The organism is Bradyrhizobium sp. 87, from assembly GCF_023073015.1.
In the GTDB taxonomy this organism is placed as follows: Bacteria; Pseudomonadota; Alphaproteobacteria; order Rhizobiales; family Xanthobacteraceae; genus Bradyrhizobium; species Bradyrhizobium canariense_D.
The window spans coordinates 43880-58079 of the sequence record NZ_JADPIQ010000121.1 but is presented as its reverse complement, the minus strand read 5'-3'; the positions used below and the strand labels follow the sequence as shown (position 1 = coordinate 58079).

The 14200-nt window shown below is 60.9% G+C and carries 13 protein-coding genes; 4 read left to right on the top strand and 9 right to left on the bottom strand.

The features are described from left to right. The first annotated feature begins 87 nt into the window (after positions 1–87). The 3 genes from IVB50_RS30290 to IVB50_RS30280 are packed head-to-tail and all read left to right on the top strand — an operon-like array spanning position 88 to position 3102. Positions 88–1737, top strand: a complete 1650-nt coding sequence (locus tag IVB50_RS30290; RefSeq protein WP_026233511.1) for a DUF3300 domain-containing protein — start codon at positions 88–90, stop codon at positions 1735–1737. Next, complete coding sequence (locus tag IVB50_RS30285) at positions 1734–2651, top strand: DUF2950 domain-containing protein (RefSeq protein ID WP_247298980.1); 918 nt, start codon at positions 1734–1736, stop codon at positions 2649–2651. Before IVB50_RS30290 ends, IVB50_RS30285 begins: the two co-directional genes overlap by 4 nt. Next, positions 2635–3102: a hypothetical protein gene (locus tag IVB50_RS30280; protein ID WP_026233513.1), complete on the top strand. Its 468-nt coding sequence runs from the start codon at positions 2635–2637 to the stop codon at positions 3100–3102. Before IVB50_RS30285 ends, IVB50_RS30280 begins: the two co-directional genes overlap by 17 nt. Positions 3103–3143: 41 nt before the next feature. On the opposite strand, the gene IVB50_RS30275 is transcribed toward IVB50_RS30280, so the two are convergent. The 7 genes from IVB50_RS30275 to IVB50_RS30245 form a co-directional block, all read right to left on the bottom strand. Next, complete coding sequence (locus IVB50_RS30275) at positions 3144–3641, bottom strand: ATP-binding protein (protein ID WP_247298977.1); 498 nt, start codon at positions 3639–3641, stop codon at positions 3144–3146. Positions 3642–3694: 53 nt separating this feature from the next. Then, positions 3695–4978 (bottom strand): IS256 family transposase, encoded by a 1284-nt coding sequence (locus IVB50_RS30270; RefSeq protein ID WP_247298975.1) that lies wholly within the window; start codon positions 4976–4978, stop codon positions 3695–3697. A gap of 75 nt (positions 4979–5053) precedes the next feature. After that, positions 5054–5473 carry a histidine kinase dimerization/phospho-acceptor domain-containing protein gene (locus IVB50_RS30265; protein ID WP_018457645.1) on the bottom strand — a complete coding sequence of 140 codons (420 nt, stop codon included), beginning with the start codon at positions 5471–5473 and terminating at the stop codon, positions 5054–5056. Beyond that, a complete protein-coding gene (locus IVB50_RS30260; protein ID WP_018457644.1) occupies positions 5473–6264 on the bottom strand; it encodes an MASE4 domain-containing protein in 792 nt (263 codons plus the stop codon). The genes IVB50_RS30265 and IVB50_RS30260 overlap by 1 nt, the downstream gene beginning before the upstream one ends. Before the next feature lie 170 nt (positions 6265–6434). After that, positions 6435–6632 (bottom strand): hypothetical protein, encoded by a 198-nt coding sequence (locus tag IVB50_RS30255; RefSeq protein ID WP_157643029.1) that lies wholly within the window; start codon positions 6630–6632, stop codon positions 6435–6437. 278 nt (positions 6633–6910) lie between these two features. Beyond that, positions 6911–7909: a hypothetical protein gene (locus IVB50_RS30250; protein ID WP_198293380.1), complete on the bottom strand. Its 999-nt coding sequence runs from the start codon at positions 7907–7909 to the stop codon at positions 6911–6913. Positions 7910–8106: 197 nt separating this feature from the next. Next, the gene (locus tag IVB50_RS30245) at positions 8107–8985 is read right to left on the bottom strand and encodes a hypothetical protein (RefSeq protein WP_018457642.1); all 879 of its coding nucleotides are present in this window, start codon (positions 8983–8985) and stop codon (positions 8107–8109) included. 234 nt (positions 8986–9219) lie between these two features. On the opposite strand from IVB50_RS30245, the gene IVB50_RS30240 reads away from it, so the two are divergent. Next, positions 9220–9828: a hypothetical protein gene (locus IVB50_RS30240; protein ID WP_231190730.1), complete on the top strand. Its 609-nt coding sequence runs from the start codon at positions 9220–9222 to the stop codon at positions 9826–9828. Between the two features lie 89 nt (positions 9829–9917). On the opposite strand, the gene IVB50_RS30235 is transcribed toward IVB50_RS30240, so the two are convergent. After that, a complete protein-coding gene (locus IVB50_RS30235; protein ID WP_039800156.1) occupies positions 9918–11504 on the bottom strand; it encodes a class I SAM-dependent methyltransferase in 1587 nt (528 codons plus the stop codon). Positions 11505–11509: 5 nt separating this feature from the next. Beyond that, positions 11510–14149 carry a type VI secretion system ATPase TssH gene (tssH, locus tag IVB50_RS30230; RefSeq protein ID WP_247298973.1) on the bottom strand — a complete coding sequence of 880 codons (2640 nt, stop codon included), beginning with the start codon at positions 14147–14149 and terminating at the stop codon, positions 11510–11512. Positions 14150–14200: the final 51 nt, after the last annotated feature.

Sequence of the window (14200 nt, the reverse complement as noted above, 5' to 3'; positions counted from 1 at the left end):
GAGAGCTCCATCTTCTTTGATCTTGATCAATAGAAGACACTGATCGTCCAAGATGCTTGGTCCAACGGGAGCTCAAGGGAGGACGTGATGCTTCGTTGCGGGAACACTCTGATCGCGATGGCGTTGCTCTTGGCGATGCCTGTCGCCGCAGTAGCCCAAACCGCAGACGCTCCGGCGGCCCCAAGTAGCGGAGTCCAAACCGCCGGCAAGCCTCTATCGGCTGCTGAGTTGCTCAAGCCCGAGCAGCTCGAAGCTCTGGTCGCACCGATTGCGCTCTATCCGGACGAACTGCTTGCAAACGTGCTGGCCGCGTCCACCTATCCCTTGGAAGTCGTTCAGGCCGATCGCTGGCTGAAAGAGCGCAAGACTCTGAAGGGTGATGCCCTGAAGACTGAAGTCGAGAAGCAGCCTTGGGATGACAGCGTCAAGGCGCTGGCCTCAACCGCCGAAGCGTTGGCCATGATGAGCGACAAGCTCGACTGGACCAAGGCGCTGGGCGACGCCGTGCTCGCGCAGCAATCGGATGTGATGGATGCGGTCCAGCGGCTGCGGACCAAGGCTTATGACAACAAGAAGCTGGTGACCACCACGCAGCAGAAGGTGACCGTGAAGACCGAGGAAAGCAGGCAGGTGGTCGTGATCGAGCCGGCGGTTCCCGATACGATGTACGTGCCGTACTACGAGCCTGCGACGGTCTACGGCGCGTGGCCCTACACCGAGTATCCACCATATTACTTCGGCTACCCGTCCTACATCGGCGCAGGCGTCGTCGCGGCGGGTCTCGCGTTCGGCACAGCCTGGGCCATCGGTCGCTGGGGCAATTATTGGGGCGGCGGCTGCAACTGGGGTAACCGCAACGTCTATATCAATCACCGCACCACCAACATCGGAACTGGCTGGCAGCACAATCCGTCGCATCGCCAAGGGGTACGCTACAACAACGCCAACGTTCAGCAGCGCTTCGGCAATAGCAATCTGAAGGCCGGCGCCGCCGACCGCATGGATTTCCGCGGCCGCGACGGACAGCAAGTCTTGAAGCCGGGACAGGATCGGCCTGGTGGCGCAGATCGCGCTGGGGATCGTGCGGCAGATCGCGCTGGCGAGCGAGGTGGCGACCGTCAAGGCGCCGGGGATCGCGCCAAGGCGGGAGGCGATCGCGCCAAAGGCGGTGGCGATCGCGCGGCCAAGGGCGGTGGTGCCAAGAATGCCGGCGCAAAGAGTGCTGGCCCTAAAGCGGGCGGCGCCAAGGGTGGGGGCGCCAAAGCCGTGAACCGCGGTGGTAGCGGAAGCGTGCTGAACGTGTCGTCGGGCCGCTCGGCGGCCGCAGCATCGGCGCGTGGTCATGCGAGCATGGCGAGCATGGGACCGCGCGGTGGCGGTGGCGGAGGTGCGAGCTTCGCCGGCCGCGGCGGCGGCGGAGGCGGAGGCTTCCAGGGTGGCGGAGGCCGTGGTGGTGGTGGCGGCGGACGGCGTTCCGATATCGCGCTGAAGCATGACGTCGTTCTGCTCGGCCATCTCGCAAGCGGTCTTGGTTATTACCGCTTCAGCTATATCGGCAGCGACAAGGCCTATGTCGGCGTCATTGCGCAAGAAGTCGAGGACGTGAAGCCGGTAGCCGTCACCCGCGGAGCCGACGGCTATCTCCGGGTCTATTACGAAAAGCTCGGTCTGAAATTCCGTACCTATCGCGACTGGCTCGAGAGCGGCGCGCGGATTCCTGGCGAGGTGACGCCATGATGGGTTTGAAGTCGCTTCGTCTCGCCATCTTGCCGGCCATCATTGCGGTGGGGCTCCTGAGCTCGCCATCCCTTGCGCAGCAGTCCTATCCGACACCGGAGGATGCGGCAACGGCGCTCGCTGCCGCCGTGAAAAGCGGGCCGGACCGGGCCATCCTGAAAGTCCTCGGCAGCGCTGCCGAGGACATCGTTTCCTCCGGCGACGAGGTCGCCGACGTCGACATCCGGAAACGCTTCACCTCGATGTATGATGCGAAGCATGCGATCAAGGCGGAAGGTAACAGGAAGGCAGTGCTGATGTTGGGTCCGGACGACTTTCCGTTCCCGATTCCGCTCGTCAACACCAGGACCGGCTGGGAATTCGATACCGCCGAAGGCCGCATTGAGGTGCTGTATCGCCGCATCGGCCGCAATGAACTCGACGCGATCCAGACCAGTCTCGCCTTTGTCGATGCCGAGAACGAATACGCCGACAAGGATCGCGGTGAGGGTACTGGCGTGTACGCGCAGCGCATCGTCAGCAGTGCCGGCAAGAAGGACGGGTTGTTCTGGCGCGACGACAGCGACCCGAGCCCGCTCGGTGCATTGGCGGCGCAGGCTTCCGCCGAAGGCTACAAGGCCGAGGAGGGGCCGGCGCCCTATCATGGCTACTATTTCCGCATCCTGAAGGGGCAGGGATCGAACACGCCAGGCGGCGCGCTGAACTATGTCGTCAACGGCAAGATGATCGGAGGTTTCGCACTGGTCGCCTGGCCGGCCGAGTACGGCAATTCCGGCGTCATGACCTTCCTGGTCAACCATGCGGGCGCTGTCTACCAGAAGGATCTCGGGCCTCGGACCAAGGTCCTCGTTTCCCGCATCAGCGCGTTCGATCCGGACCAGACCTGGAAGAAGCTGGATGGTGCAAAACCCTGAGCGACGCACGCAGATCTTGCGTGGGCTTCTTTGGCGTTTGGCACGCCTCGTGCTGCTCGCACTCCTTATCCCGACGACCCCGTCGTTTGCACAGGCATCCGCGCAGGTCCGGATCAAGATCGTAAAGGCGGGACTGCTCGTGGGCGGTGGCGCTGGGAGCGGCGTGCTGACCTATCGCGGCTGCCATCATCCGTTCCGCATCAGCGGGGTAAGCTTGGGTTTTACCGTCGGCGCTACCGTTGGGTGGCTCGAGGGCTGGGCTTCAGGCATTCGAGAGGTCAGCGATTTTGCCGGCGCATACAGCTCGGTCGGTGGCGGGGCCGCCCTGATCGGCGGCATCAATGGCGCTCAGCTGCGCAACGACAAAGGGGTCACGATGGTGCTGCAGGGACCAAAAGCCGGGGTGGAATTCGCCGCTAGTCTCAGCACAATCATGATCTCTCTGAAGTGAGCGCGCGCGAAAGGCGGAATGGTCGTGACGGTCCCGTACCGTCATTGCACCGAAGCGGGGGCGGAGACGGGCATTTCCAGCTCGAAAACGGAGCCCCTGACGTCCGATTTGACCAGCCTCAGCTTTCCACCGCACCTTCCGACCAGGTTGGAGGAGATGGCCAGCCCCAATCCCATACCGCCTTGTTTCGTCGTGAAGAACGGATCGAAGATGCGCTCTTGGTGACGGGGTGTGATGCCGGTGCCGGAGTCTTCTACGGACAAATGGACCGTTGCGCCACCATCAAGGCTGGTTTTCATACGGAGCTGTCGTTGATCGGCGGGGACAGAACTCATTGCGTCAAGCGCGTTTTTGCAGAGGTTCAGGACAATCTGCTGAAGCTCAGTGCCGCCCAGAGCGACTGAGGGAATGTTGCCCTGAAACTCCGTAATTACTGATACGCCATTGGCAACAAGATCGTGCCTCAACAGTCTCAGCGCAAGCTCGGCGACATCCTCGACGTTTGCTGAAGCGCCGCCCTGCGCCGTTTTGATTGTCATCTCGCGAATGTTCGATAGAGCTATCGCCAAATTTTGGTGACGGCCGGAGCCGGTCAGGCGGCGGCGGTTATGGGCTGGCGGTCGGTCGGCTTGGCGATGACCTCGATCCCATCATTGAATGTCACACCGACAACGAGTTTTGGCAACTGGTTGTGGCCATCGAGACGACGCCAGCTTCTCTGCGCGGCCTCGAGCAGTTTGAAGACCATCGCGAGTGCCGTCTTGTTGGACAGGCAGCCCTTCGATCGGATGGTGCGGTGGCGAACGGTGGCGAAGGTGCTTTCGATGGGGTTGGTCGTCCGCAAGTGTTTCCAGTGCTCGGCCGGGAAGTCGTAGAACGCCAGTAGCGTGTCTCGATCCTTGCTCAGGCAATCGGCGGCCTTCTCGTACTTCAGCGCGTAGCTCTCGATGAAGGTGTCGAACGCCAGCTCGGCGGCGAGCTTCGTTTCAGCCATCCAGATCTCCTGCAACGCGCGTTTGGCCTTCGGCTGCTGGCTCTTCGGCAACTTGGCGAGCACGTTGGCGGTCTTGTGCACCCAGCAGCGCTGCTCGCGCGTTTTCGGCCAGACCTCGCCGGCCGCCTTCCAGAACCCGAGTGCGCCATCGGCGATGGTAAGCTGCGGCGCCACGTCGAGCCCGCGCCGCTTCAGATCGAGCAGCAGATCGCGCCAGTCCTGCGCGCTCTCGCGGGCGCCATCGGTGAAGCCGACCAGTTCCTTGCGGCCTTCCGGGGTCGCGCCGATCAGCACCAGGATGCACTGCTTTTCGTCTTCGAGGCGCGCTTGAAGATGGATGCCATCGGCCCAGATGTAGACGTAGCGCTTCGCCGACAGATCGCGCCTCTGCCACGCGGCGTGCTCGTCGAGCCAGCCATCCTTCAGGCGACCGATGGCGGATGCCGACAACCCGGCAGCATCCTTGCCGAGCAGCGCAGCCAGCGCCTCAGAGAAGTCGCCGGTCGAGATACCCTTCAGGTAAAGGATCGGCAGCAGCGTCTCGATCGACTTCGACCGGCGCATGTAGGGCGGCAGGATCGACGGCGAGAACCGGATGCGGCCAGGATCGGCGGCGTCCGCTTCGCGATCGCGTACACGCGGCTGGCGGACGGCGACCGGACCGATGCCGGTCATCACCTCGCGCTCCGGCAGGTGACCGTGGCGGACGACGCGCTGGTGGCCGTCCCGGGTCTTCAAATCGGCATGCTGGCCTAGAAAGTCTGCAACCTCGGCCTCGACCGCCTGGGCCAGCAGGGCACGCGCTCCGTTGCGCAAGACTTCTGTGAGTTGATCGTCGAAGATTCCTGGCTGAATCAGATGGATGACGTTATCGTTGGACACGGCATATCGCTCCTTCGGTGGAGAAGTGGAGGCGTCAAGCACCCCCACGATATGCCGCCTTTCCGATTCCCGCCGTCACCAACTTTGGGCGATAGCTCTGTTCGATATGATGTCAGCGGCGCGGCTGCTGTCCGCTTCGATGTCAGACAGGATGTTCTCGAGGTCCTCCAGTTCAAGGGGGGCAGCTCGCAGGTGACTTAGGCCTGTCGCAGCATTGAGCGAGATGGCCCCCAATGGCGATCTTAGCTCGTGGGCGATCGCGCCAGTGACCGCGTCGATGCTGAGAAGCCGGTTCGCTCGTTCGCGTCGTTGCAGGGCAATGACGCTGGCAAGGCGCGAATAGATAAACATCGTTTCGATGAGCAATACGGTCAGCAACATGCAACTGCCGACGAGAACGAAACCGCGTGCTGCGTACCAACCGATGGTGAACCGAACCGAGCTGCCGATGATTGCTACCAGAAAGTTCGGCAAGTAGGCGAGCAAAGTCACCATCAGCCAGAGGTCAGAATGGTGCGCATGCGTGCAAACAAAACGGTGAGAGCAGTCAGATTCCATAGCAAAAGCATCAGGTTGACCTGATTGCCGAGAGGGGTCTGGTGCCTGACGTCGTTCACGTAGAAATTAGGAAGCCATTCGGCTTTCGCGTTCACGATCCACGTCAGTCCTGCCACGGCGGCGCCGATGCACCCGACAACTATTATGATCGCGGCTGTTGCAGGTTTGCCTGGTCTGCCGCCGGCGGAATGATCCTTCGTGAACCCGTAGCCGAAAATCGCCGCGGGGAACGTTGCGTGCCATAGCACGTAAAGCCAAGCTGGGCTGTTCAGTCCATCCCCAATGACACCCGCGGAAGCGTATCCGTTCGGAAAGGCGAGCGTTTGCAAGAATGCGAATGATCCGCTGAAAACGTATCCGCTTGCCAGTGCGAGAAGTGCCCGTTGAGGCTGGATCGAAAATTGAGCAAATAGCAGGGCTGCCGTGATGAACTCGGCCAAGGCCAACGCGGTCTGCAACACTGGAACGAAACCATTAATCTGGCCCAATTGGATCCGGGCGAACGGCGCGATGACCGCTGCAAGGACGATGAGCAAGACGGCGACACCCACCGCCCAGGCCTTTTGACGAGGGGTTGCGGGGATGTTCGCGATGATCAGTGGGAATTCTTGCTCATCATCGTAACCGGGCTCGGCGGCTGCGTTGGCTGATCGCTGGCTCGCTAGCGCAATGCCCGGCCCTGATGCTGTCGCACCGCCGACAAGTCCCATGAACTTGCGCTGGCTCATGCCGCCTCCGGGCCACGAGACAGCATCTTACTCGTCCCCACGCCCGTTGAAAGCCCGTAAGGGCAGACCAGGTTGAAGCCCCTCCGAGGAACGATCATGAAGCTTTGCGCCGCGTATACACCGGAAATCCTGCAAGGACTGTGCGAAGCTTGCTAAAGCTTTCCCCAACCTTAATCCACAATAGTGTCGCGCCGGTTCACCGCGCCGGGATAATCATCCGGATCGTTGCTCGCCGGTTGAGCCCGGCAACACACCGGAAATTCGCCATGCGGGGCAATGTGCTGGTGTCGAGTTTGCTTAGTGTAGATTTGAACCTCGATCGATGATTTTGCGGTCTGGATTTCGTCGGCGGCTGCGAGGGCGAGCAAATTGTACGTCGAGCCCAGGCTATTCTGACCGCGGTTGTCGCGAGCTATGCGCCGCGCGCTAGCGACGCAGAAAACAGTCTGCCAAGACGTCGATTGCCTGTCGCATGGCGGCCGCGCAATTCTTCTCCGTGTGCTTGCGCTATGAAGCTGACCAGCACGCTGGACAAGTCGTAAAACTACTCTCGGAGAGAGGAAGAATGCGCTACCGCACCGCGTCGAATTATCGGCGTGTTGGTGCATCACTTGAGTAAGCTCCCGACCACTCCCTTGCGGCGGACCTACTCCAGGTGCCTTGCGCGCAGATCTTGAAGGTCCTTTTTCAATGCCGCCAGATCCAGCCCGCGAGGAAAAGTGAGGCGTCCAGATCGGATCACGAGCCGGACGTACGGATAGCGTTCCTCGGCAAGCATCGGCAAACTGATTTTGTATTTGTGCCAATCTTCAACGATGTGTGCCTGTTGCTCGACGTTGTATGAGTCCCAGGAGTCGCCGGGCGTGTACTCGTAGCCGGCACCGATTGTCTGCGCCCAGAAGGAGCGCGCCATCGTCCAGTTCGAATCGTTGAACGCCTGCCACACATGGGTCATTTCGTGCACGAAGAGGTCGCAAATTCGACCGAAGTTGTCGCACAGGAGGCCGAAGGTGGGGCTAGGAGATGCCAGGTTACTGAACGCGACATTGCCAAGATTGATGGCATACCGCATGCTCGGCACCATGGGATTGCTTCCTCTAAAGAACGGTCCGTCGTTCGTCCACGGTCTTCCGCCTGCTCCCAGGCCGTTGGTAATCGCGATCGTCTCCCACGGCGGCAGGGTCGGGCCAAAGACGTTGCGCGCGAAATCCCGTTCGCTGACGTCCAGCACGCGGGCGAAGTCGGGTCGGCTTCCTTCACATGCCGGTGGGATCGGGGCCACTGGTGTGGGCGCAACCGGTGGAATGGGCGCAATCGGCGGGGGAGGCGGCGTACCTGGCGGTAGATAGATGAAGCCGCCTTTCCATCCACCTTTCCCGCCGGTCGTACCGGAAGAAAACGCAAAATTCTGGCGGTCGGGCGATATCGCGCGGCAGCCTACATACTCGGCTAGGTACCAGTTCACCTGCCTTGTGGCTTGTTGGAAATCGCGCTGTTTGACGAGCTTGATGCCCGGAAAATTGAACTCGATGAGGTCCCATGGATCGATGCCGATCCGCTTGGCGAGGGATATCCAGGTCTCGCCTGCCGCCACCGCATGTCGCGTTCCCGCTGGCGGTACGTAGCTTGCGACGACAGGCTTCAAGGGTCTTTCCTGGTTCGGCAATGTAAGGACCTCCCTTGCTGAGTCCTGCAGAACTACTCTTGCCACCAATATTCATTGGTCGCCGTTACCTTGAGGCGGTTCGATGGTTCCATTCATTCGGACCGCGAACAGGTAGGCTAGGGAGGAGCCTCATTCGTAGCTTGGAGGCGTGGACAATCGAACCAGCAATCCCCGCTTTAGCGTCGGCCTTTTGACGTCGAGCCTAGCAGGTCATGCGTGCCGCTGACGCTCACGGTTCCGGAGCACTCGAAACCGCCGAAAATTCCGCAGGAGCCGGTGACCGTGACGCGCAGATCTTTGCGCTGGTACATGTCGACCGAAACGCCCACGCGCGAAAAGTCGTTCGCGCTGTTCGGCAATATCAAGTCGATGTGTTCGGCCGCCCAACGCGGCACATGTGAGTTGCTCTTCCAGAACAGCTCATTGCCGGCGTGGTGCATGAAGTTCGGCCCGACCGTAAGGGCACCGTCCACGCCCTCGAACACGAAGCCTGTTTCGTCGATGTGCACGTTCACCCGGTCGGGTGCTACTGCGAAATGCAGCGAGGTGATGTCCTGGGGCTGCGGGTCTTTGCCGAATTGCGAGCTGTAGGCATCACTCCATTGTCCGCGGTCGCGTCCGAGCCCGAAGCCGTGCCGGCCCGGGAGATCCCGCGTTGAGAGTGGCTTGTCGGACAGCTTTGGGCGCCAGATCTCCCGAAACCCCTTGCCGATCGTTGCCGCCATCGACAGATCGAGAGCCCAATGCGACGCCTTTTCCGGGCTTTGCCCTTCGGCGAATGCGTCGAATCCGTCCGTCGTCTTGGCAATGCGCAGCTTCTTGATCAGCTCTTCCCAGTCCTTGGGCAGGAAGGTGACGCCGTCGAGCGTGGTCGTCGCGGCAGCGACACCATACTTCTCGAGTTGGTGTCGGATGTAGGGCTTCTCGTCATAAAGGCGCACATTCGGGTTGGCGCCGGCAAAGTAATTCTTCAAATCGATCTGCGGTCGCAGCATGGTCAATCGCGCCGCGATCTTCCGGTAAGTGTCGGTCGTCGTCGGATCGGTCGTCGTCATGGCGCGCCCTCCGTGGCAATCCTCACCTCAGATTGGTCTCGCCCGAACGGGTTCGGGTTCAATGTCTGCTCGTTCTATGAAGTTACCGAACGCCCCATGCCAATTACGGCAAGAGTCAAACCCCTATTGCCCCAGCACCGATGCAGTTTGAACCCGCCAACTGGAATCGGCGACCACTATGCAGGGGGTACTTTAAGCGGCGAGGACGATCAGATGTCACTGCGAGGCAGGGTATTGGATATACTCAATGGGCCGGCGGTAGCACGCATTCGTTTCCGATTTCCGATCCGCGGCAGCCACGTGACGATTGCGCCGCAAACGTTCCATCACGTCGCCCGCGCGATCCGGTTGGGGCGGGTCACCGTCAGGGCTCCGACGGATCTCGCGGCAGGCGTTGCCGCACAATATAACGATGTGGCGAGAACCAGGGCGGACGGCACAGCGGTCGCTGCGAACACGCTGGAGGTCGTGTCGGCGGCGGGGCGGATGGACGGAGCCTATATCGTCCATGAGAGCCTGCATGCAGCCTACGATCTGTTGCGTACCGGCCTCGACGCCAATGCCGAAGAGGCGTCCGCGTACGTCTGCACGGCGCTCTATTGCCGCATGACCGGCCTCCCGCGGCCGCGCTGGGCCAACGGCCCGATTTACGCCAATGCCGCTGAGGTCGCCAAAACGTTACTGTCGCAATACCAAAAGGGCGATCCTGGCATTCCCTGGGTCGGCGAGAGTGAATGGCGGATGCTGCGCGCCGGCGTGGGCCTTCATCCGGTCTATACCAGCGGACCCGGTGGTATTCTCACCGGATGGCTGCTCGGCCAGCAGTACACCCACGATGGCTGAGTGATGGGCACCTCGCCTGTTTCGGGAGGTAGCAGATCTTCTGGTTCCTTCCGCCACTCCTTCCACGGTGCCCGGCGCACATGAGCGCGTCAGGCGATTAGCAAGCCCAGCTTGCCGACCATCGCAAGCGAGCGTTGAACGCTTTCTCGCGTTGATAGCAGCAGCGGCTCGGCGGGCTTCCTGGCACGATCCTTCTGACCTACCTGGATGGTCGGGCCGAATTTCTCGGTCATTTCGGCCGTGATCTGGTCGATAGTCCGCGTACCATCGAGCAATTGCAGGAAATCCCTGGTTCGGTCGTCCTCCAACTGCACGGTTTGGTGGAGGAGATTGGTGACGAGCGGACCTGTTTGCGCTTGTTTTCGCGCGAGCAGGCTCGCCTGCGGATGCTCGGTCGCTTCCGTCAATAAGAAGGGACGCGACAGCAGGAACGAGACCTCGCCGCTGCAAGCTAGGATAAACATCGCCTCGGTCAACGCCTTTTGGTCATCATCTGCCTGCCCGCCGCCAAGCAGCACTCGCGCCCCATCGAGCAATTCGTCAAATGACAGCGCGCGAGGCCAAGCGCGGCCGAGGCATAGGTGCGCCGCCTTCAAGAGCGAATTGGTCACCGTGATCCTGCTACCGTCCTCATTTTCGAATTCCATCGCTGAATCGTCCGTTACGCAGGCGTCCGGATCAACCGGGCTCGTCGTGCTCAGCAAATAGAACCGGGTGACGAAATCGAGGCCGGTCTGGCGGGAGAGCGAGACGTTGTCGTGGCAGAGCAAGGTACGGCGAAAGCCGTTACCGTCGATGAAGTCCTGATACTGATCGCGTGCCATGAACTCGGTTTCCGGGAAGCGTTGCAACGTCGCGCGTACCTCCTCGGAATAGCCCGCCAGATTGCGTCGCGAGAAATCGGCGTCGCTTAGATATTGCAAGCCATGAGAGCCTGCAAGCTCGACAACCTCGTGCAGCAGGAAGGCCTCGGCGCCTTCGTCGAGATCGTCATGAAACAACAGCTCGTCGGGCGCCTTGAGGACGCGGTTGTACTGATCGCGCATGGTCGCGCCGTGAACCGAGTTGGCTTTCGATCCCTCGCTCAAGAACTTCAAGATTGCGCGGGCCTGTCCTACTTTTTCTTTCATGCCGGTGAGGCGGCGGGTGTGATACCGCATCATGTCGCGGACCATGTCGCGCATATGTGAGAACGGGTGCGCATTGTAACTGACGTAGCAGACCCCCTGCGGCGCGAGGTTCTGTTTGAAGATCATCATCATCTTCTCGCGCACCGCCGGTGGCACCCAGGAATACACGCCGTGCGCGATGATGTAGTCGAACCGTCCGAAGCTTGCATCGACATTCATGATGTCGCAGTGGAGAAGCTTGATGTTCTCCAGGCCCAATGTGGCGACATTGTTCTGACCGCGCTCGATCGTCACGCCGCTCAGGTCGACACCGACGAATTCGCTGTTCGGGTATTGAAAGGCCATCGGCAACAGGTTGCCGCCGACGCCGCAGCCAAGCTCCAGCACCCGGCAACGCTCGACCGGCGCCGGCTGCATGCCGTAAACGGCGGCCATGGTAGCAAGATGGTTGGGATGAGTAAGCCCATAAACATGGCCCGGGTAGTAGACCTCGTCGTATGGCGTTGGACCGATGTTTGGGTGACGATGCTCGGTTTGAATGTTCATCGTGCTCAATTCCACGAATATGCGAACTTGTTGTTGTCGATCGAGACACGTGCTTCCTTCACCTCTTCCTTGGCGAGCGACTTGCTGAGGAATTCGCGCGACAGCTCGGGGAGCAGGGTGTTGGTGATGATGTTGTCAATCATTCGCCCACCGGAGTCGGGGTCGTTGCAGCGCGACACAATGTGCTCGACGACCGCGTCGTCATAACCGAAGGTCGCGTTATGATTGTCGCGAAGGCGCCTTCCGATGCGGTCGAGTTGCAAACGCACGATCCCGGACAGCATCTCGTCCGATAGCGGGAAGTACGGTATCGAGACGATGCGTCCGAGCAGCGCCGCTGGGAACACCTTGAGCAACTCCGGCCTTAGCATCCTGGCGAGCTCTTCCGGCTCGTCGCGATACTTTGGATCGCGTGATAGGCCCATGATCATATCGGTGCCGACGTTGGTGGTAAGGATGATCAAAGTGTTCTTGAAGTCGATCCGTCGCCCGTTGCCGTCCTCCATGGTTCCTTTGTCGAATACCTGAAAGAAAATCTCATGGACGTCGGGATGAGCTTTCTCCACCTCGTCGAGCAGAATGACGCTATAGGGCTTGCGCCGGACGGCCTCGGTGAGGCGCCCACCTTCGCCATAGCCGACATACCCGGGAGGTGCGCCTTTCAAGGTCGAGACGGTGTGCGCTTCCTGGAACTCTGACATGTTGATCGTAATCATGTTTTGCTCGCCGCCATAAAGAGTCTCAGCAAGCGCCAGGGCAGTTTCGGTCTTGCCCACACCGGACGGGCCAGCCAGCATGAATACGCCGATCGGTTTCGACGGGTTGTCCAGCTTAGCGCGGCTGGTCTCAATTCGCTTGGCGATCATTGTCAGCCCATGGGACTGGCCGACGACGCGGCGGTTGAGGATCTCCGGTAGCTTCAGCACGGTTTCGATCTCGTCGCGCATCATCCGGCCGACCGGGATGCCGGTCCAATCAGAGACAACGGACGCCACCGACTGCTGGTCTACATGGGCATAGACCATTCGCTTTTCCGGATTGATGGTCTCAAGTGTGTCGAACTTGCCGCGCAGCTCCGCGCGCTTGGCAGCCGGATCTTCGCCTTCCTTGGGCCTGGACAGGATTTCACGAATGCTGCGGATGTCCTTGATGAGCTCCTGCTCGACCGCCCAATCGCCATCGAGGTTCGTCAGCTTGTCTTTCAGTGCGGCGATGTCGTTGTCGATCGCGACAATGCGCTCGTTGTCCTCTATCCCAAGGTCGCCGTCGCTGACGAGCGCAGATCTCTCAGCTTCACGAGCGGCAATCGCCACGCGTGCATCCTCGATCAAGGCCGGCGTCGCGCTCTGGCTGATGGCTACGCGTGCCGAGGCTGTATCAAGCAGGCTGACCGCCTTGTCCGGCAACTGCCGTGAAGGAATGTATCGGTGGGACAGGTTGACTGCTGCGACGATCGCAGCATCCGAAATGCGAACGCCATGGTGCTTTTCCATCGGACCGAGAAGTCCGCGAAGCATGATGCAGCAGGTCTCCACATCAGGTTCATCGATCTGGATTGGCTGGAAGCGCCGGGTGAGTGCGGGATCCTTCTCGATGTACTGGCGATATTCCGCCCATGTGGTGGCGGCGATCGTACGAAGCGTGCCACGGGCGAGGGGAGGTTTCAGGAGATTGGCCGCATCGCCGGTACCGGCGGCGCCGCCGGCGCCGATGAGTGTGTGGGCCTCATCGATGAACAAGATGATGGGAGTAGGTGAGCTCTGGACCTCGTCGATCACCGACCGCAAGCGCTGCTCGAACTCGCCCTTCATGGAGGCGCCGGCTTGCATCAGGCCGATGTCGAGTGCGCAGAGCCTTACATTGCGCAGCGGTGGCGGCACGTCGCCGGCGGCAATGCGCTGCGCAAAGCCTTCGACAACTGCGGTCTTGCCGACGCCAGCCTCGCCGGTGAGAATTGGATTGTTCTGCCGCCGACGCATCAACACGTCGATCAGTTGGCGGATTTCTTCGTCCCGGCCAAGGATCGGATCCATTTCGCCCGATTTAGCCTTGGCAGTGAGGTCCTGGGAGAACCGGTCGAGCGGCGTCGTGCCCTTCGGACCAGCTTGGGCCGCGCCTTCCGTGCCGGCGCCAACCAGGCCCGATCCGTCCATCGGCCGCATGTCCTCCTCGTCGGAGCCGGTCCAGACAGCGCGGCGTTCCGCCGCCAGTGCGTCGACGTTGACCTTGGCAAATTCCCGCGAGAGGTTGTTCAGCGCGCGACGAATATCGTTCGATTTCAGGCCGGCAACGAGCAGATGACCGGTGCGGATCTGGGTCTCGCCAAAGAAAAGCGTGGCATAGTGCCAGCCGCGATCGAGCAGATCGATGACCGAATTCGCGACGCCCGGCATGTCGGTCTCGTTCTTAGCAAAGCCGCTGATCACGCCGGCCAGGTCCGACAATAAGCGCGCGCGGTCGAGCTTGTAGTGATCGACCGAGAGGCTGAGATCGTTGCCCTCCTGCTGCAGAATATGAAACAGCCAGTGCGCAAGCTCGACGTTGCGATTGCCGGCGCTCTTTGCGTGGCGGAGGGCCTGTATGAAGGCATCATAGCCGGCCCGGTTCAGCTTGCCCGTTACAGCTTCAATGCTGATGTCGGTCACGGCGGCTCCTCCTGCTCAACTCCTCCGCGGATGCTTGTCATCATGCGGAAT